General features: G+C 74.0%; 16 protein-coding genes. 5 read left to right on the top strand and 11 right to left on the bottom strand.

Annotated features, from left to right (window positions below; all coding sequences use genetic code 11):
• Positions 1-20: 20 nt before the first annotated feature.
• The 3 genes from AB6L24_RS09895 to AB6L24_RS09885 all read right to left on the bottom strand — a co-directional run bounded on the left by AB6L24_RS09895 (position 21) and on the right by AB6L24_RS09885 (position 2,162).
• Complete coding sequence (locus AB6L24_RS09895; protein WP_405654280.1) at positions 21-848, bottom strand: SAM-dependent methyltransferase; 828 nt, start codon at positions 846-848, stop codon at positions 21-23.
• Between the two features lie 141 nt (positions 849-989).
• Complete coding sequence (locus tag AB6L24_RS09890) at positions 990-1,205, bottom strand: DUF397 domain-containing protein (protein ID WP_289956183.1); 216 nt, start codon at positions 1,203-1,205, stop codon at positions 990-992.
• Positions 1,206-1,301: 96 nt separating this feature from the next.
• Complete coding sequence (locus AB6L24_RS09885; RefSeq protein ID WP_030358762.1) at positions 1,302-2,162, bottom strand: helix-turn-helix transcriptional regulator; 861 nt, start codon at positions 2,160-2,162, stop codon at positions 1,302-1,304.
• Between the two features lie 327 nt (positions 2,163-2,489).
• On the opposite strand from AB6L24_RS09885, the gene AB6L24_RS09880 reads away from it, so the two are divergent.
• Together AB6L24_RS09880 and AB6L24_RS09875 are read left to right on the top strand one after the other, a co-directional pair.
• A complete protein-coding gene (locus AB6L24_RS09880) occupies positions 2,490-2,957 on the top strand; it encodes an ATP-binding protein (protein ID WP_405654277.1) in 468 nt (155 codons plus the stop codon).
• Between the two features lie 150 nt (positions 2,958-3,107).
• A complete protein-coding gene (locus AB6L24_RS09875) occupies positions 3,108-3,461 on the top strand; it encodes a hypothetical protein (protein ID WP_380851485.1) in 354 nt (117 codons plus the stop codon).
• A 13-nt stretch (positions 3,462-3,474) separates the two neighbouring features.
• On the opposite strand, the gene AB6L24_RS09870 is transcribed toward AB6L24_RS09875, so the two are convergent.
• The 4 genes from AB6L24_RS09870 to AB6L24_RS09855 all read right to left on the bottom strand — a co-directional run bounded on the left by AB6L24_RS09870 (position 3,475) and on the right by AB6L24_RS09855 (position 7,316).
• Complete coding sequence (locus AB6L24_RS09870) at positions 3,475-3,663, bottom strand: hypothetical protein (RefSeq protein WP_405654275.1); 189 nt, start codon at positions 3,661-3,663, stop codon at positions 3,475-3,477.
• Between the two features lie 180 nt (positions 3,664-3,843).
• Positions 3,844-4,554: a DUF899 domain-containing protein gene (locus AB6L24_RS09865; protein ID WP_380851488.1), complete on the bottom strand. Its 711-nt coding sequence runs from the start codon at positions 4,552-4,554 to the stop codon at positions 3,844-3,846.
• Between the two features lie 174 nt (positions 4,555-4,728).
• Positions 4,729-5,919, bottom strand: a complete 1,191-nt coding sequence (locus AB6L24_RS09860) for a cytochrome P450 (RefSeq protein ID WP_405654273.1) — start codon at positions 5,917-5,919, stop codon at positions 4,729-4,731.
• Between the two features lie 35 nt (positions 5,920-5,954).
• The gene (locus AB6L24_RS09855) at positions 5,955-7,316 is read right to left on the bottom strand and encodes an amidohydrolase (protein WP_405654271.1); all 1,362 of its coding nucleotides are present in this window, start codon (positions 7,314-7,316) and stop codon (positions 5,955-5,957) included.
• Between the two features lie 199 nt (positions 7,317-7,515).
• Here AB6L24_RS09855 and AB6L24_RS09850 point away from each other — a divergent pair, with 199 nt between their 5' ends.
• Positions 7,516-8,481, top strand: coding sequence for an endonuclease/exonuclease/phosphatase family protein (locus tag AB6L24_RS09850; protein ID WP_405654269.1), 966 nt, complete (start codon positions 7,516-7,518; stop codon positions 8,479-8,481).
• Positions 8,482-8,500: 19 nt separating this feature from the next.
• Here AB6L24_RS09850 and AB6L24_RS09845 read toward each other — a convergent pair whose 3' ends face one another.
• On the bottom strand, positions 8,501-9,562 hold the full coding sequence (locus AB6L24_RS09845) for a phosphatidylinositol-specific phospholipase C domain-containing protein (RefSeq protein WP_405654267.1): 1,062 nt from the start codon (positions 9,560-9,562) through the stop codon (positions 8,501-8,503).
• Positions 9,563-9,880: 318 nt separating this feature from the next.
• Here AB6L24_RS09845 and AB6L24_RS09840 point away from each other — a divergent pair, with 318 nt between their 5' ends.
• The gene (locus AB6L24_RS09840) at positions 9,881-10,354 is read left to right on the top strand and encodes a DUF3574 domain-containing protein (protein WP_405654265.1); all 474 of its coding nucleotides are present in this window, start codon (positions 9,881-9,883) and stop codon (positions 10,352-10,354) included.
• 69 nt (positions 10,355-10,423) lie between these two features.
• Here the strand turns inward: AB6L24_RS09840 and AB6L24_RS09835 are convergent, their stop codons facing one another.
• The 3 genes from AB6L24_RS09835 to AB6L24_RS09825 are packed head-to-tail and all read right to left on the bottom strand — an operon-like array spanning position 10,424 to position 16,516.
• On the bottom strand, positions 10,424-10,861 hold the full coding sequence (locus AB6L24_RS09835; protein ID WP_405654263.1) for a hypothetical protein: 438 nt from the start codon (positions 10,859-10,861) through the stop codon (positions 10,424-10,426).
• Positions 10,862-10,919: 58 nt separating this feature from the next.
• On the bottom strand, positions 10,920-13,301 hold the full coding sequence (locus tag AB6L24_RS09830) for an SWIM zinc finger family protein (RefSeq protein WP_405654261.1): 2,382 nt from the start codon (positions 13,299-13,301) through the stop codon (positions 10,920-10,922).
• On the bottom strand, positions 13,298-16,516 hold the full coding sequence (locus tag AB6L24_RS09825; protein ID WP_405657112.1) for a DEAD/DEAH box helicase: 3,219 nt from the start codon (positions 16,514-16,516) through the stop codon (positions 13,298-13,300). The genes AB6L24_RS09830 and AB6L24_RS09825 overlap by 4 nt, the downstream gene beginning before the upstream one ends.
• 305 nt (positions 16,517-16,821) lie before the next feature.
• Here AB6L24_RS09825 and AB6L24_RS09820 point away from each other — a divergent pair, with 305 nt between their 5' ends.
• Positions 16,822-17,802, top strand: a complete 981-nt coding sequence (locus AB6L24_RS09820) for a metallophosphoesterase family protein (RefSeq protein ID WP_405654259.1) — start codon at positions 16,822-16,824, stop codon at positions 17,800-17,802.
• Positions 17,803-17,811: the final 9 nt, after the last annotated feature.

Raw genomic sequence — 17,811 nt, 5'->3', positions numbered from 1 at the left:
AAGCCCGCGGCGAGCGCCCCTCACCCCTTGCGGGCGACCCCGCCGTAAATGGGCAGCGGCCCGTCCCCGACGGGCTCCGCCCGCTCGCCCAGTTCCGGGTGCCACGCGTCGGCCACCGTCACGCCGGGCTCCACCAGGTCGAGGCCGTCGAAGAAGCGGACGACGTCGGGGCGGTCGCGCAGGGCGAGGGTGAGGGCGCGGGACTTGTACAGGTCACCGGCCGTCCTGGCCCGGTCGGGGGTGAACTCGCCGGTGCCGTGGGACAGCATCAGGAAGCTCCCCGACGGCAGCGCGGACACCAGTTCGTCCACGACTTCGTACGCGCCGTCCTCGTCGGGCACGAAGTGCAGCAGCGCGATCAGCGAGAGGGCGACGGGGCGCGTGAAGTCGAGGGTCTTGCGGGCCTCGGCGAGGATGGCGGCGGGTTCCCGGGCGTCGCCCTGGATGTACTCCGTGGCGCCCTGGGGCGTGGATCGGAGGAGCGCCTCGGCGTGGGCGAGGACGATCGGGTCGTTGTCGCAGTAGACGACGCGGGTGTCGGGCGCGATGCCCTGGGCGATCTGGTGCAGGTTGGGCTCGGTCGGGATGCCGGTGCCGATGTCGAGGAACTGCCTGATCCCGGCGGTGGCGAGCCAGCGCGTGGCGCGCTGCATGAAGGCGCGGTTGGCGCGTGCGACGGCGGGGATGCGCGGGTCCATGGCGACGAGCTGGCGGCTCATCTCCTCGTCGACGGGGTAGTTGTCCTTGCCGCCGAGCCACCAGTCGTACATCCGCGCGGGATGCGGCTTGCTCGTGTCGATGTACGACGAGCCGCCCTCGCCCGCGGAGGCCTGCCCCGTCCCGGTCATCTGTGGCTCCCTTGCCCCTTCACCGAGGTCCGCGCGCACCGTGGTCGAGGTGTGCGCGCACGACGTACGAGTTCACCGGCGGATGCGGCACCCGCCGCCCGGCCGGTGGCGTATCCGCGCACCCGCCGGTGACGTACCCGGTCACGACAGCAGAAAGTCCGCCTCCCCCGCCTTCGCGCCCTGTATGAACGCCCGGATCTCACCGTCCGTGTAGATGAGGGCGGGGCCGTCCGGGTCGGAGGACTGGCGGACGGCGACGCGGCCGTCGTCCAGCTTCATGGCTTCGAGACAGTTGCCGCCGTTGCCGCCGCTCCACGGCTTGTGCCAGCCCTCGACGCCGAGTTCGCGCGCGGGCATGCCGTTGTAGATCCGGGACCCGGGGGGCCGGGAGTCGGCGCGGGTGTCGGGCCGGGACGCAGGGCCCGTGCCCGCACGGTGTCGATCTCGGTCCATTCACAGCTCCTTGCGGACATCCCGGAGGATCTCCTTCGTGCGTTGTGCGGTGGCGGCCTGGGCCGCCATGCGGTCCATGACCTCAAGATGCGTCGCCACCTCGGTGCGGGCGTCCAGATAGACGGCACCGGTCAGGTACTCGCTGTAGACCATGTCCGGCAGCTCCGCCATCGCGAAGCGGAAGAGCACGAACGGCCCGAAGGTGCCCGGGTGCGGCCCGGAGGAGAACGGCGCGACCTGGAGCGTCACGTGCGGCATCTCCACGGCTTCGAGCAGCCGGTCGATCTGTGCCCGCATCACGTCGGGGCCGCCGACGGGCCTGCGCAGGGCGGTCTCGTCCATCACGGCCCACAGGCGCGGCGCGTCCTCGCGGGTGAGCAGCGCCTGGCGCTCCATGCGCAGCGCCACGTACCGCTCGATGTCCTCGGGACGGGTCTGGCCGATGGCCCCGGAACGCAGCACGCCACGCGCGTAGCTCTCCGTCTGGAGCAGTCCGGGCACGAAGTGCGGTTCGTAGGACCTGATGAGGCTCGCGGCGCCCTCCAGGCTGACGTACATGCTGAACCAGCCGGGCAGGATGTCGTGGAAGCGCTGCCACCAGCCGGGCTTGTTCGCCTCCTCGGCGAGCAGCACGAAGGCGTCGGCCTCTTCGTCCGTGACGCCGTACGCCTTCAGGAGCAGCTGGAGGTACGGGATCTTCAGCGCGACCTCGGCCGTCTCCATGCGGCGGACCGTGGCGGGGGCCACGCGGAGTACCCGCGCGGCTTCGTCGCGTTTCAGGCCGGCTCGTTCGCGCAGGTCCTGCAGGCGACGACCGAGAACGACCTGTCCGACGGTCGGCGCCGACCGCGGTTCGCTCACGTCCTACCTCCACCCACTTCGCGTCGCTCTCTGCATCGCCGTCGCACGACTCGCGTTACCGTGCGTCACCGCACTTCACCACGTGTCGCGCACGTCACGCCGCTCGGTGAGGCGTTGCGAGAAGTGTGCCATGGGACGTCTCAAAGGAACACGTCACTGTGCACTTTTCAGAGTGGGTCTTGCCAAGGTGTTCGCGGCGGGGCGATAGTGGAGAGCGTGACTCCGCCCGCATCGTTAGGAACTGAAGCCACCCGAGCTCGACTTGGCGTTTGTGCCGAGGTTCGAGCGGAGGCCGGCGAGCCTTGCGTCACCTTCACCCTGGCCGCGATGCCGAGTTCCGTGGCACAGGCGAGGCGGCTGACGCGCGATCGGCTCTGTTCCCTCGCGGTCGGCGACGACGCCTGCGACCTGGCGGCGCTCGTCGTATCGGAGCTGGTCACCAATGCGATCGTGCACACCGCGAGCCGCACCGTCGTCTGCGAGATCTGCACGGGAGCCGACACCGTGCGGATAGCCATACGCGACGAGGGTCAGAACGCGGGCGTGCCACGGCCGACAGGGCTGCGGGGACCTGACGAGGAGCATGGGAGGGGACTGCTTCTCGTGAGCGCCGTGAGCAGCGCATGGGGTGTCCAGGACTCCGGATCCGGCCTTTCGGTGTGGGCGGAGCTGCCCAGATCACCCGATCCGGCGGCGTGCTTCGGCACGCGGGAGACCGGTGTCCACGGTTTCGATACGGACGTCCTCGACGCAGAGGGCGTCGAGGGCGTCGAGGCCTTGACCGACGGCCTGTGAGCCGACTGACGGGGATGCGAGTGCGACAGTGATGCGGTCGGGGGACATGTGAGCACGAGGACAGCGCGACTGCTCGACCTTGGCACCTTGGTACGGCTCTCGCGAGAGCGGGAGCGGGCGGTCGGACGGCGAGTCGTGAGTGTGCAGCCAGTGGCACGACTCGCCGTCCCCGCCGGAATGCGGCAACCCCTCGGCTGCGACGCGGTCGCCATGCCGGCGGAGTTCGGTCCGCGCCTCCTGGAGCGACTGCCCCGGGTGGGATGTGTGTACGAGGACGGGCCGCGCTGGTGGTGGATCGTGCCGGCGGACTCGGACGTGGCCCTGCAGTGGCCGCCGTCGGCGTTCTACTCGCCGGGCGCCGTGGTCCCCGACGCGACCCGGGAGCCGGTGCTCGTGCACCGGCCCGAGGGCTCCGTCCCCTATACCCCGCCGATCCCCCTCTATCTGGGCCTGTGCCGCCTCTCGGGGGCCGTGCCGGGGTGGGCGGGGGCCGTCCGGGCCTGAGGCCCGGACACCGTCAGGCCGCGGCGGGCCCGCTCGCCTCCTGACCGCGCACGATCACCAGGAACGCGTCGCTGGACAGGTCCATCACGACTTCCGCGCGCTGGCCCTCACGACGCCGGTCCCGCGCGAACTCCTCCGCGGGCCACGACCCGCGCGGTCCGCCCGCCGGAAAGCTCTCGAGCACCACTCGTCCGTTCATCATGTTCACGTTCCCCCGTGTACGACTCGGCGCTCTGTTCTCCGCGCCTGTCTGTGCTTCTCTGTGTCTGTCCGCGGTTCCTGAGAACCAAGACCTTGCACTGAGGAGAACGCGCGCCGCACCCCGAACGGCTCACAACGTGACCGAAACGACACGGAGTTGGGTCCCTACGGCAGCACGGTGTCAGTATCCGTACCCGTCGTAGTCCTCGTACTCGTCGTGGTACCGCACCCGGTCGCTCCCCGCCGGGGCCCCGAGCGCCGACGCCCGGCCCCGCGGCCGCTCCCACTCCTCCTGGCGGCCGAGCGCGGTGAGGTCGAGCAGGCTGGTCGTGGAGCCGATGCCGTCCAGGCCCCGGTCGAACGTGGAGTACGTGTGGAAGACGCGGTCGCCGTCGCGCAGGAAGCAGCTGAGGCCCGGCCGGTCCTGGACGCGGCCGTCGGGGCCCGCGAACGACGCGGCGAAGTCGCGGTTGAACTCGCCGCCGCACGCGGAGAACCAGGGCACGACCCAGCCCATGCGGGCCTTGAAGGGCAGGATGCGGGTGAAGGGGGCGCGCGAGACGGCGACGAAGGTCGTGCCGCGGGCCCGCAGGTGCGCGAGGTGCCCGATCTGGTCGAGGAACGCCGAGCAGCTGCGGCAGCCCGCGTCCCACTCGGGGGCGAACATGAAGTGGTACACGATCAGCTGGGCGCGGCCGTCGAACAGGTCGAGCAGGGTCGCCTTCCCGTCCGCGCCGTCGAACAGGTAGTCCTTGTCCACCTCGACCATGGGCAGCCCGCGCCGGTCGGCGTTCAGCTCGTCGCGGGCGCGGGTGGCGGCCTTCTCCTTGGCGAGCAGCTTCTCGCGGGCGGCCAGCCACTCCGCGCGTGTGACGATGTGCGGCAGTCCCATGGCGCATTCCTCCGGATCCGGTCCGCGGTCGCGGGTTCTCGGGAGGGCTGACTGGATGTCTCACAAGAACTCATCGGTCCCGTACGGGATTTCCCGGATTTTTTCTCAGCCGGGCCGTGGCCGGGTCGCCGGATCCCGCCACCGAGGGCGCGGCACGCCTCCGACGGGCCCGGTTCAGAACACCACCGGCAGCGCGAGCAGCCCCCGCGCCCGCAACGAAGGACGCCACCGCAGTGCGCTCTCGGGCACGCCGAGCGCGAGGTCCGGGAAGCGTTCGACGAGCGCGCCGATCGCGGTCGTCAGCTCCAGGCGGGCCAGGGGCGCGCCCACGCAGTGGTGGATGCCGTGGCCGAGGGCGAGGTGGCCGCCGGCGTCGCGGGTGAGGTCGAGGCGGTCGGGGTCGGGGAAGCGGTCGGGGTCGCGGCCCGCGGAGCCGAGGCCGAGGAACACCGTCTCCCCGGCCGGGACTCTCACCCCGCCGATCGTGACGTCCTCGCGCGCGAAGCGCCGGATGGAGAACACCGCCGACGTGTCGTACCGCATGAACTCCTCGACGGCGCCCGGCAGTCGCGCCGGGTCGGCCCGCAGGGCGGCGAGCTGTTCGGGGTGGCGCAGGAGCGCGAGGACGGCGTTGCCGATGAGCTGGACGGCGTTCTCGTACCCGGCGAAGTGGAGAAGGAAGGCGAGTGACGTCAGCTCGTCCTCGCTGAGCCGGTCGCCGTCGTCGCGGGCCGCGATCAGGTCGGAGAGCAGGTCCTCGCCCGGCCGTTCGCGCTTCTCGGCGATGAGCGCGGTGTAGAACCCGAGCATCGCGACGACGGTCTCCTTGGCGCGGTCGGGCTTCGCCGGGTCCGGCGCGATGAGCGCGTCGGTCCAGTCCGTGAAGTCGCGCCGGTGGTCGGCGGGCACGCCGAGGAGGTCGCAGATGGTGGTGATGGGCAGCGGCGCGGCGTACGCGGCCACGAGGTCGGCGCGGCCCGCGCCCTCGACGGCGTCGAGGAGTTCGTCGGCGGTGCGCCGGACGGGCGCGCGCAGGCTCTCGACGCGCTGCTTGGTGAACGCCTTGACGACCAGGCGGCGGATGCGGGTGTGGTCGGGCGGGTCCATGTTCAGCATGTTCGCGTCCAGCGCGGGCGGCAGCGCGAAGCCGCGGTAACTCCCGGGCGACGCGTGCCGCTTGTCCACCGAGAACCGCTGGTCGGCGAGGGCCGCGCGGACGTCCGCGTAGCGCGTGACGAGCCAGGCGGGGGTGCCGTCGGGCCCGGTGATCCGCCGCACGGGGGCGGTCCGGCGCAGCTGCGCGTAGGTGCCGTAGGGGTCGGTCATGAGCCCGTCGAGGTGATCGGGTTTCGCGGGGGTCGCCATGGGTTCCACCCTAAGGAGCGCGGCGGGCGCCCGCCTCACCCGTCGTACTCCTGGATCCGCTTCCCGTGCCCCCGCTCCACCAGCGCGGGCAGCCGCTCCCCCAACTCCGCCACGACGGCGGCCACATCGACCGTGAGCAGTTCCCGGTCCCGCATCAGGACGCGGCCGTCGACGACGGTGGTGCGTACGTCCCCGCTGCGCGCGCTGTGCACGAGGGTGGCGGCCAGGTCGTGCACGGGCTGGGTGTGCGGTCCGGTGAGGTCGACGAGGATCAGGTCGGCGCGGCGGCCCACGGCGATGCTGCCGATCGCGTCGCCCAGGCCCACCGCGCGGGCGCTCTGCAGCGTGGCGTGGTGCAGGGCCTGACGGGAGGTGAGCCAGCGCGGGTCGCCGGTCGTGGACTTCTGGACGAGGGCGGTGAGCGCCATCGCCTCCCAGACGTCGAGGGAGTTGTTGGAGGCGGCGCCGTCCGTGGCGAGGCCGACGGGGATGCCGAGTTCGGCGAGGGCCCGCACGGGAGTGGGGCCCCAGGCGAACTTCAGATAGCCGCGGGGCGCGCTCGCGACGCCGACGCGGCCCGTGGCCCCGGCCAGGACGGGCAGGTCGCGCTCCACGATGCCGGTGCCGTGGGCGATGAGGACGTCGACGTCGAGGAGCCCGGCGCGGTGCAGGATCTCGATGGGCGTGGCGCCGTGCCGCTCCAGGCTGTGCTCGGTCTGGGCGCGGCTCTCGGCGGCGTGCAGATGCACCAGCAGGCCGTGCTCGCGGGCGAGTTCGGCGGTCGCGGCGAGGTCGGCCTCGTCGACGGTGTAGGGGGCGTGTGGGGCCAGGCAGGTGGTGACGCGGCCGTCGGCGGATCCGGCGCGGCGCAGCGCGAAGTCCAGGGACGCCTCCCGCCCTTCGGGGCCCTGGGAGGAGAAGTAGGCCTGCCCGAGGCTGGCCCGCAGGCCGGTCGCCGCGACGACGTCGGCGACGGTGTCCATGGCGAAGTAGTGGTCGGCGAAGGTGGTGACGCCGCCGCGGATCATCTCGGCACAGGCCAGGCGCGCGCCGAGCTCCACGTCGCGCTCCTGGAGGTTGGACTCGATGGGCCAGACGTAGTCGTTGAACCACTCCTCCACGGGCAGGTCCTCAGCGATGCCGCGCAGGGCCACCATCGGGGAGTGCGTGTGGCAGTTGACGAGGCCGGGCAGGACGGCCTGGCCGCGGGCGTCGATGCGTTCGACGGCGGCGAGCGGGGCCGCGGCGGCGGTCGTGGTGACGTCGGCGATGACTCCGTCGCGTACGACGATCGCGGTGTCCGCCGCGAAGCCGACGCGCTCGGCCGAGTCGTGGACGAGGGCCGTGCAGCCCATGATGATGAGGTCGGCGGGGCCGGATGCGGCAGGCGCGGTCATCCGTTCACGGTACGGGGAGTGGGTCGCCGTGGGCCTGTCGCGGCAGGCGTTTCGGGAGCACTCTGGCGTCAGCCGCCCGCCGCGGTGGCGGCCTTCCCGCCGCCCCCGGGCCCGCGGGAAGACCTCACGACGGCGCCCGCGCGAGCGCCCGCCCCCGTCCGGGGGACGCTCCCGCCACGACGCCGAGAAGGAGCCCGGCATGCTCCTCGGCACCTGGAACCTGGAGAACCTCTACCGGCCCGGCGGCGAGTTCGGGCCTCGCGACAAGGCGGCGTACGAGGCGAAGCTGAGCGCGCTCGCGGAGACGGTGCGCGCGCTGCGGCCGAGCCTGCTCGGCGTGCAGGAGGTCGGCGACCCGGCGGCGCTCGCCGACCTGGCCGGGATGCTCGACGGCCACTGGCGCACGGCGGTGTCGGAGCACGCGGACAGCCGGGGCATCCGGGTGGGGTTCCTGAGCCGGCTCGACCTGGAAGTGCTCGCCGACGTGGAGGCGTTCCCGGCGAAGCTGCGGCCCGTGCAGGGCGACGACGCGGGCACACCGGTCGCCACGACCGGGCGTGGCCTGTTCGCCGTGCGGATCGTCACCCGGGCCCTGACCGTGGACGCGGCGGTCTGTCATCTGAAGTCCAAGCTCCTGACGTACCCCGGCGGCCGGTTCCAGCCGCGCGACGAGGGCGAGCGGGCCCGCGTCGGTGCGTACGCCCTGTACCGCCGCACCGCCGAGGCCGCGACCCTGCGCGCGCTCGCCGACCGGCTGCTCGGCGGGGCCGGACTCGACCGCGACGTGGTGGTGCTCGGCGACCTCAACGACGAGGTGGCGGCGGCCACCACCCAGATCCTGCTCGGCCCGCCCGGATCCGAGCTGGGCACGCCGGGGCACGGCAGGCCGGACAAGGGCGACGCGACCCGGCTGTGGAACGTGGCGCCGCTGATACCGGCCGAACGCCGCTTCTCCCGCGTCAACTTCGGCCGCCGCGAACTCATCGACCACGTCCTGATGAGCCACCGCCTCACCGGCCGGGTGACGGCCGACGGCGAGGCGGGCACGGGGCTTCCGGACGCGGCGGCGGGGCTCGACCTGCCGTCGGTGGGGGCGGATCCGCAGGCGCGCAGGGACGCGCCCGGGTCGGACCACGCGCCGGTGTGGATACGCTTCCAGCCCTGACGGCCCCGCCGGGCGGCGGCTACCCGCGCGGCAGCACCGTCGAAAGGACCCCCGGCAGCGGATACCAGTCGGACGACACGATGCTGGCGTGCCGTCCCGCGAGGAGGGCGACGCGGTCGCGGGCCTGGGCCTCGGTCGGGTGGGTGGCGCTGATGGCGGGCGGCACGTTGTGGGCGTCGGACATGACGACGAGGTAGCGCCGGTCGGCGTACCACTTGGTGTCGACGGACCCGCCCGCGTACACCGACGCGTCCCCGTCGAACAGCACGAACCACGGCCGGATCGAGGCGTCCTGGTAGCGGGTGCGGGGGTCGCCGGACGCGGCGCCGAGCACGGCGGGGAAGGCGCCGGCGTCCGCGAGGCGGCCGGCGGCGGCGAGGTCGCGCAGGTGCGTGGCGTACTCGCGGTCGGTCCACAGCTTGTCGGCGGGGTTGTTCTGCTCGACGGTGCCGGGGATCAGCTCGACGATGAACTTGCCCGCGAGGTCGGGCCGGTCGGGCCAGCCCTTCTTCTGCACGGCCTCGTCGAGGTTCGCGCTGCCCTCGGCGAGTTGGCCGGGGCGGTAGAGGGCGTCGCCGAGCTTGCTGCGGAGCAGGGCGTCGAGTTCGGCGGGGCCGCGGCCGTTCTTCGCCTGGAAGCCGTCCTTCAGCTCGACCTTCACGAGGACGGGCCGGTGGCCCGGGTGGGCGTCGTGCCAGGCCTTCATGTCGGAGAGGCAGCCGTCGAGGCGCTGGTTGCGGGCCTTGGTGCGCAGCTCCTCGGGCCGTTGCGCGTTCTCGCAGTTGTTGTCGTTGCCGACGGGGTTGCTGTGCGAGACGCGCCAGCCGCCGCCGAAGACGTTGGTCCACACGTCGAGTTCGAGCATGCCCGCGCCGGAGTCGAGGGCGTCGGCGAAGTAGGGGTACTTGGACTTCTCGTACGCGTTGTGGACACCGACGCCGGTGGTGGCGGCGTACGGTGCCTGGGCGGCGGGCGCGGAGGCGGGGCCGCTGTCGGCGAGGGCGGACGGGGCGGCGGTGAGGGCGCCGACGAGGGCGAGCCCGAGGGCTGTGCCCCACCCGCGCCGCGCCCCCACCCTCACCGCACGCAGCGCACGTGCCGCACGTGGCGCACCTACCGCCCCTTCCTCACGTCCCGCACCTTCCACACCCTCCGCACGCCCCATCACTGCCCGCACCGTCGTCCCCTCCGCCACACCCGTCAAGTCCTGGGAAAGGTAAGGGATGAGGGTGGCGGGACGGAAGACGGCGACTTACGGACAGCCCCCGTGCGCCGACACGTCCACGAGGCCAGGGTCCTCTACTGTGTACGCCCGTCGGCGCCGCTCCGCACCCGGCCGTCGGCACCCCTTCCCGTCGCCCGGCCCGCGCGGCCGCGCGCCCGCACGAAAGGCGGCCCCATGGCCCTCACCCTCACGCTCACCGGCCCGCGCATCGCCCTGGCCGCCACGGCGGCGGTCCTCGCGATCGGCGCGCCGACGGCGTACGCGGCCCTGGACTCCGAGGACACCGCACCCCGCACGCAGGCCACGGCGTCGCGCGGCGAGCCCTACGTCGAGACCCGCCTGTTCTTCGGCACCGAACGCCCCGACGGCGGCCCCGCCGTGACGGACAAGCAGTTCATGAAGTTCATCGACACCGAGGTCACGCCGGGCTTCTCCGACGGCCTGACCATCCAGCAGGGCCGCGGCCAGTGGAAGGACAGCAACGGCAAGATCGAGCGGGAGCGCTCGTACGAACTGATCCTGCTCTACCCCACCGCCGAGGCGAAGAAGCGGGACGTCCTCATCGAGGAGATCCGCTCCGACTACGAGAAGAAGTTCAAGCAGGACTCGGTGGGGCGGTTGGACGACCGGGCGCGGGTGGACTTCTGAGGAGCATGAAGGTCTGAGGCACGTGGAGATCTGACGCGCGCGGCCTCCTGGCGCGCGCGTCGGCTCCGCCTAGCTCAGCGTGACGTCGCCCACGGTGTGGGCCTGGATGACGTGCCCGTGCTGTACGCCACCGCTGATGCTGTTGCGCACGCTCCCACCCCGCCCCTCCTCGGCCCCGTCGGGCGCCAACTCGTCCAGCAGCACCCGCAGTTCGGCGGCTGCCTCGGGGTCGTCCCGCAGCGCCCGCCGCATCCGGTTCCGCCACTCGGCCTGCACATCGGCGGCCGTGTCCGCGTCCTCCGCGTCCCGCGCGGCAACCAACTCCTCGCGCGCCTCGTCGAGTTCACCTGCGACGGCCGCACCGGCCGCGTTGTCTCCGTTGTCCGCGCGCCGCCGCGTGAAGAACCCGACGACCCGCTCCCGCGCGTGCGTCCACCCGTCCCCCACCATCGACTGCACGAGAGCCGTGGCTCCGGCCGCCGCGAGGGCGGTCAACTCTGCGTCCACGGGGTCTCCTTCGTCGCTGCTGCTGCCGCTGGGGAGTCCACGGTAGCGGCCGCGCGCGTCAGGGGCCGAGCAGACTCGTGAGGGCGCCCACCGGGTCCTCGTCGGCGGCGCCGTCCGGCCACCAGTCGGCCGGGCCGGTGTGGGGCTCGGCGCGGTAGGGGTACCAGCGGCCGTCGTGGCCGTAGCGGATCTGGTGGGCGCCGGTCGGGTCCGTGAGGTGGTTCTGCTGGATCGTCATGCGGGGCAGGCCCGCCGCGGCGAGGGCGCCCCTGGCCCGGTCGAACGGGCCCGCCGGTGGGTCCCAGGGGGACTCCAGGACCGTCAGGCCCTCCTCTCCGCCCTGCCGCCAGGCCGCCGCCGCGCGGGACAGGTCGGCGGGCGTGCGGCCCACCGACGCGGCCAGCTCGGCGAATTGCCTGCTGAAGGTGCGGCGGCCCGTCAGCCCCGGGTGGGACGCGGCGAGCCGCACCGCGTCGAGCCACGCGTCGGCCGCGAACGGGGACTCTCCCCACCGCAGGTACGCGTGCGCCCGCGCCACCGCGTCCGTCGCGAGGAACTCCAGCGCCGTGGGATCGGGCGCACCCGGCACGGCGGGCAGGAGGGGCGGCTCGCCGGGGTGCGGCGGGACGGGGAAGGGGGGTGGGAGCGGGGGGCGGTAGTCGCTGGTGAGGGCGTCCCGGGCGGGGGTGCCTGGGAGGGACGGGGGTGTGGGGGGCGGTGTCGCGGGGTCTTGGGGGTGGGGTGCGGGGGTGTTCCGCGGTGCGGGAGTGCCCTGCGGCGCGGAGGTGTTCCGCGGTGCGGGGGTGCCGTGCGGCGGGGAGAGCGGGGTGGCCGTCGGGTCGCCGGGGAGGGGGCTCGTCGGCTTGGAGGGCAGCGGGCTCCTCGACACGGAGGGCAGCGGGTTCCCCGGCTCGGAGAGGCTTGCGTTCTCCGGGTGTTGGAGGGCGCGGCGGTTGTCCTGCTGCTGGCGGGCCGGGGTGGGGGTGGGGGGTCGGCGGATGGCGTTGCGGGCGGCGTCCGAGGGGCGGGGGGTGGCTTTCGGGCGCAGGGGGTTGGCCGCGTCGGCCGTCGGGCGGGTGGCATCGGGTGCCGTGGGCGTCGTGGGGTCGGTGGCGGCGTCGTCGGCCACCGGGCGAAGGGCTTTCCCCGCCGTGGCGCCCCGGACGGCCTTCCGTGCGGCGTCCGACGGGCGGATGGCGCCACCCGCTGCGGACGTCGAGGAAGTGGCGTCGCCCTCGTCGGGCAGGGAGCGAACGGCATCCCCCGCCCTGGCGCCCCGAACAGCCGCCCGCACCGCGTCCGACGGACGGACGACGTCCCCCGGCGGGCCGGCCGGGCGAGCAACGTCCCCTGCCACAGCCGCTGGACGAACGCCGTCGCCCCCTTCCGCTCCCGGACGCACCCCCTCCCCCGCCCGGGCAGCCGACCGGATGGCCCTTCGCGCCGCGTCCGACGGCCGGGCGGCGTCACCCTGGCCGGACGTCGACGCGCGCAAGGCGTCCCCCGCCCCGGCGGCCGGACCGAAACCGTCACCCACCCCCGCGGCCGGACCGAAGGCATCCCCCACCCCGGCCGCCCGACCGAAGCCGTCACCCGCCCCGGCCACCGGACCGAAACCGTCACCCACCCCCGCGGCCGGACCGAAGGCACCCCCCACCCCGGCCGCCCGACCGAAGCCGTCACCCGCCCCGGCCACCGGACCGAAGCCGTCGTCGGACGCCGCCCCGTACTCCGACGCCTCCCCGTCCGGCGGCGCCGAAACCTCGCCCCGCACGGCCACCCCAGCCCGCGCCCCGGCCTCCCGCGCCGCGAAGTGCGCGTTGCGGCGCGCCAGTTCGTCCAGTACGCGCGTCTCCTCGGCGCCCCGTACGAGGAGCAGGACGAACGGGTCGGCGTCCAGGATGCGGGCCGTCTGGTAGGTGAGGGCCGCGGCGTGTTTGCAGGGGTGGCCGCGGTCGGGGCAGGTGCAGGTGGGGACGAGGTCGCCGTGGCCGGGGAGGAGGGGGACGCCGGTGTGGTCGGCGGTGGTCGCGAGGGCCTGGGGCATGTCGCGGGTGAGGAGGGCCGTGAGGTGGGCGGGGTCGGCGACGGCCGCGTCGAGGAGGCGGTCCCAGTCGGCGGGGGTGAGGGTGCGCATGCGGAGTTCGGCGCGGTAGGGGCGGGGGCGGCTGCCGTGGACGTACGCGCGGATGCGGCCCGGCTCGACGGTGATCGTGTCGACGTGGCCCTCGCGGGCGTACGCACGGCCGCGCGCCAGGCGGGCCGGGTCGAGGGCCGAGTCCTCCAGGGCGGCGATCCACGCGTTGCCCCACCACGTCGAGGCGAAGGGGGCGTCGGGGTCGGTGCGGGGCGGGAGGGCGGGGAAGACACGGGAGCGGGCACCGCCGCCGACGCCGGGGAACATCGGGGAGCGCGCGCCGTCGCCCGGAGCGGAGCTCATCGCACCCTCCGCAGCGCCACGAGGTCCGACAGCTCCGCGTCCGACAGCTCCGTGAGGGCCGCCTCGCCGCCGTCGCCGAGCACCGCGTCCGCCAGGGCCTGCTTGGCGGCGAGGAGTTCGGCGACGCGGTCCTCGACCGTGCCCTCGGTGATGAGGCGGTGGACCTGGACGGGCTGGGTCTGCCCGATGCGGTACGCGCGGTCGGTGGCCTGGTCCTCGACGGCGGGGTTCCACCAGCGGTCGTAGTGCACGACATGGCTCGCGCGGGTCAGGTTCAGACCGGTGCCCGCCGCCTTGAGGGAGAGGAGGAAGACGGGGACCTCGCCCGCCTGGAAGCGGTCCACCATCGTCTCGCGCGCGGCCACCGGCGTACCGCCGTGCAGGAGTTGGGTGGGTACGCCGCGCGCGCCGAGGTGGGACTCGAGGAGGCGGGCCATCTCCACGTACTGGGTGAAGACGAGCACCGACGCGTCCTCGGACAGGATCGTGTCGAGGAGTTCGTCGAGCAGGTCGAGCTTGCCGGAGCGGGAGCGCCCCGCGCCGGCGGCGCCGTCCTTCAGGTACTGCGCGGGGTGGTTGCAGATCTGCTTGAGGGCCATGAGCAGCTTCATGACCAGGCCGCGGCGGGCGATGCCGTCGGCGGCCTCGATGCGGGCGAGCGTCTCACGGACCACCGCCTGGTAGAGCGCGGTCTGTTCGCGGGTGAGGGGCGCCGGGTGGTCGGTCTCCGTCTTCGGGGGCAGTTCGGGGGCGATGCCCGGGTCGGACTTCTTACGGCGGAGGAGGAACGGGCGTACGAGACGGGCGAGGCGTGCCACGGCCTCGTCGCTCTCGGCGGACCCGCCGGTCTCGGCGAGCCGTGCGTGCCGGGCGCGGAAGGCCTTGAGCGGGCCGAGCAGCCCGGGAGTGGTCCAGTCGAGGAGGGCCCACAGCTCGGAGAGGTTGTTCTCGACGGGTGTGCCGGTGAGGGCGACCCGCGCCGCCGCGGGGATGGTGCGCAGCGCCCGGGCCGTGGCCGCGTGCGGGTTCTTCACGTGCTGCGCCTCGTCGGCGACGACCAGGTCCCAGTCGCGGGCGGCGAGTTCGGCGACGCTGGTGCGCATCGTGCCGTACGTGGTGAGGACGATGGCGCCTTCGGGTACGGCGTCGAGGCTGCGGCCCGCGCCGTGGAAGCGGCGTACGGGGATGTGCGGGGCGAAGCGTTCGATCTCGCGCTGCCAGTTGCCGAGCAGGGAGGTGGGGCAGACGACGAGGGTGGGCTCGGGGCGGGCCCGGTGCAGGTGCAGGGCGATGAGGGTGACGGTCTTGCCGAGGCCCATGTCGTCGGCGAGGCAGCCGCCGAGGCCGAGGGCGGTCATGCGGTCGAGCCAGGCGAGGCCGCGGAGCTGGTAGTCGCGCAGGGTGGCCTTGAGCGCGGGCGGCTGCGGGACGGGGTGCGGTTCGCCGGTGAGGCGTTCGCGCAGGTGGGCGAGGGCGCCGGCGGGTACGGCCGGGACGCGTACGCCGTCGACGTCGGCGGCGCCGGTGAGCGCGACCGTGAGGGCGTCGACGGGGTCGAGCAGGCCCAGGTCGCGCTTGCGGGCCTTGCGGACCAGGTCGGGGTCGACGAGGACCCACTGGTCGCGCAGCCGCACGATGGGGCGGTGGGCCTCGGCGAGCGCGTCCATCTCGGCCTCGGTGAGCGGGGATCCGCCCTCCGCGCCGTCCGGGCCCTCGGCTCCGCCCTTGTCCGGCCCGAGCGCCAACTGCCAGCGGAATTCGAGGAGTTGCTCGGTCTTGAAGAAGTCGAAGTTGTCGGCGGCGGTGCCCGGCGCGGGCCGCACCACGGCCGTCGCGGTCAGCTCGCGCGACAGCTCCCGCGGCCAGTGCACGTCGACCCCGGCCGCGCCGAGCCGGGTCGCGGTGGCGCCGAGGAGGTCGTACAGCTCGGGCTCGGTGAGCGGGAGCACGTCGGGGCGCGGCCGGTCGACGAGGCGCCCGAGCGGCGGCCAGACGCGGGCGGCCCGGCGCACCGCGAGCAGCGTCTGGGCCTTGGCACGCGGCCCGAAGTGCTCGGCGCCCTCCCAGAGCCGCGCGGCGTCGACGACGAGGGTGGGGTCGGCGAGGCTGTGCACCTGGAGCACGGCGGCAGCGGCCCCGGCGGCGACTCCGGCACGGCCACCGGCCCCGTGAGCCGCCCCGACGCCCCCGGCCGCCCCGACCACGCCCGCACCGGCCCCGGCACCCCCGGCCCCACCGGCACCCCCAGCCCAGGCCGCACCGGCCCCGGCACCCTCACCCGCCCCAGCCGCACCGGACCCGACCCCGGCACCCTCGCCCTCCCCGTCGAACAGGTCGTGCGCCCGCAGATCCACCCGCAGCGACACCCGCACCCCCGCGTCCTGTCCGGCCGCCACCTCCGCCGCCCACTCGCGCGCCTTGGGCAGCGCCTGCGGGGCGCGGGCGGCGAAGGGCGCGCCGACGGCGTACGCGGCGGCCGGGGTGCGCGGCAGGACGTCGACGACGGCGTCGACGAAGGCCCTGACCAGCGCGTACGGCTCGGGCAGCAGCAGCGGCCCCCGGGTGCCGGGCAGGGGCACGGCGTGCGCTTCCGGGGGCAGGGCGGCGGCGACGGCCCGCAGGTGCGCGACGTCCTCGGCGGCGAGGGGCCCGGCCCGCCAGGCGTCCACGTCGGCGTCGGTCAGGCCGGGCAGCAGCTTGCCCCGGGCGGCGAGGTGCAGGGCGTGCCGGGCGGCGGCACCCCAGCACGCGGCGGCGGGATGCGCGGCGGGGTGCGCGGAGGCGGCGTGACGGCCGTGGGCGTCGGCGCGGACACGGGTGCGGGCAGGAGCGTGGGCCGCCCCCCCCCCCGCCCCGCCCTCGGCACCCCCCAGCAACACCCCCACCCCCTCCCCCACCGGCGCGAACAGCGCGGGCACGACCCGCCTGCGCACCCCGGCGCCATGACGGCGTACGACGGTCAGCTCCCCCCGCCCCCAGGTCCCCGCGCCTCCCGCACCAGGCACCTCGGGCAGTTCCCCGCCGTCCGGCCGCCACCACGCGAGCACCCCGTCACGGGGCACCTCGGCGGGCAGGAAGACAGCGGCGCAGGTGCGGACGAGAGCCGCGACGTCGACCCCCTCGGCGACCGGACCGCCGACGACGGCCCCCTCGGCGACGGCGCGGCGAATGCCGTCAGAGGCAACCCCAGCGCCCCCGGCACCCCCACCCGTCACCGCCACCACCGCACACCCACCTCACCCACGACTCACACACCACCCAGCTCCCACCGCCACCCTAAGGCGACCCCGCACCCCACCCCGGCACCGCGCCCTCCCACGCGGCCTCCGCCACGCCCGCCCACGCGCCTCGCCCACGCACCCCGCACCGCCCCCACACCACCGGAAGGAAACTTTCCTAACAATTATTGGTCAGCAATCTTGACGCGCACATGCCCCCTCGCCACCATTCCTGGGACAGCACCACCAGACGCATCTCCCGCACCCCCACGCGCCACCCCCCACGCGATCAGGAGACGGACATGCCGCTCACCCCCCGAGCCACCACCACCCCCAACTCCGACCCCACCCCCACTCCCAACTCCCGTACACCCAAGGCCCGTTGGATCGCCCCGGCCGCCGCGGCCACCGCCCTCGCCGCGGTCGGCGGCGTGCTCCTGTGGTCGCCGGCCGACGAGGCCGACGCCGCGGCGGCGCCCCGGGCGGCCTTCTCCGCCGTGGCCGTCGGCGACATCGCCGAGCAGTGCACCAAGAGCGACAGCGACTGCGCGCACCCCAAGACGGCCGCGCTCGTCCAGCGGCTGGACCCGAAGTTCGTGCTGACGATGGGCGACAACCAGTACGACGACGCCCGCCTGAAGGACTTCCAGAAGTACTACGCGACCACCTGGGGCGCCTTCAAGAACAAGACCAAGCCGGTCCCCGGCAACCACGAGACGTACGACCCGGCGGGCCCGCTCAAGGGCTACAAGTCCTACTTCGGGTCGGTCGCCTACCCCAACGGCAAGAGCTACTACAGCTTCGACCAGGACAACTGGCACTTCATCGCGCTCGACTCCAACAGCTTCGACAGCAGTGCGCAGATCGAGTGGCTGAAGAAGGACCTGGCCGCGAACTCCAAGAAGTGCGTGGCCGCGTACTGGCACCACCCGCTGTTCTCCTCCGGCGAGCACGGCAACAACCCGGTCGGCAAGCCGGTCTGGAAGCTGCTCGACGAGGCGAAGGCGGAGCTGGTCCTCGGCGGCCACGACCACCACTACGAGCGGTTCGCGCCGCAGAAGGCGAACGGCTCCGCCGACTCGGGCGGCATCGTGGAGATCCTCGCCGGTACGGGCGGAGCGAACCCGTACAAGATCGAGGAGGTCCAGCCCAACAGCCAGAAGCGGATCACCAACACCTACGGCGTCGTGAAACTCGACTTCACCGACACGGGCTTCTCCTGGAAGCTGATCGGCACCGACGGGTCGACGAAGGACACCAGCCCGTCCTACAACTGCCGCTGACCCGGCCGG

Source organism: Streptomyces sp. RK9 (genome assembly GCF_045070545.1).
GTDB classification, from domain to species: Bacteria; Actinomycetota; Actinomycetes; order Streptomycetales; family Streptomycetaceae; genus Streptomyces; species Streptomyces alboflavus.
The sequence above is the reverse complement of the archived record's forward strand: the minus strand, read 5'-3'. Positions and strand labels throughout refer to the sequence as shown.

What these genes read in the sequence shown, in the direction of transcription:
- AB6L24_RS09855 (WP_405654271.1), bottom strand. Translation starts at nt 7,316, where the DNA reads ATGACCGCGCCTGCCGCATCCGGCCCCGCCGACCTCATCATCATGGGC.
- AB6L24_RS09830 (WP_405654261.1), bottom strand. Translation starts at nt 13,301, where the DNA reads ATGAGCTCCGCTCCGGGCGACGGCGCGCGCTCCCCGATGTTCCCCGGC.
- AB6L24_RS09870 (WP_405654275.1), bottom strand. Translation starts at nt 3,663, where the DNA reads ATGATGAACGGACGAGTGGTGCTCGAGAGCTTTCCGGCGGGCGGACCG.
- AB6L24_RS09895 (WP_405654280.1), bottom strand. Translation starts at nt 848, where the DNA reads ATGACCGGGACGGGGCAGGCCTCCGCGGGCGAGGGCGGCTCGTCGTAC.
- AB6L24_RS09865 (WP_380851488.1), bottom strand. Translation starts at nt 4,554, where the DNA reads ATGGGACTGCCGCACATCGTCACACGCGCGGAGTGGCTGGCCGCCCGC.
- AB6L24_RS09860 (WP_405654273.1), bottom strand. Translation starts at nt 5,919, where the DNA reads ATGGCGACCCCCGCGAAACCCGATCACCTCGACGGGCTCATGACCGAC.
- AB6L24_RS09880 (WP_405654277.1), top strand. Translation starts at nt 2,490, where the DNA reads ATGCCGAGTTCCGTGGCACAGGCGAGGCGGCTGACGCGCGATCGGCTC.
- AB6L24_RS09890 (WP_289956183.1), bottom strand. Translation starts at nt 1,205, where the DNA reads ATGCCCGCGCGCGAACTCGGCGTCGAGGGCTGGCACAAGCCGTGGAGC.
- AB6L24_RS09850 (WP_405654269.1), top strand. Translation starts at nt 7,516, where the DNA reads ATGCTCCTCGGCACCTGGAACCTGGAGAACCTCTACCGGCCCGGCGGC.
- AB6L24_RS09840 (WP_405654265.1), top strand. Translation starts at nt 9,881, where the DNA reads ATGGCCCTCACCCTCACGCTCACCGGCCCGCGCATCGCCCTGGCCGCC.
- AB6L24_RS09820 (WP_405654259.1), top strand. Translation starts at nt 16,822, where the DNA reads ATGCCGCTCACCCCCCGAGCCACCACCACCCCCAACTCCGACCCCACC.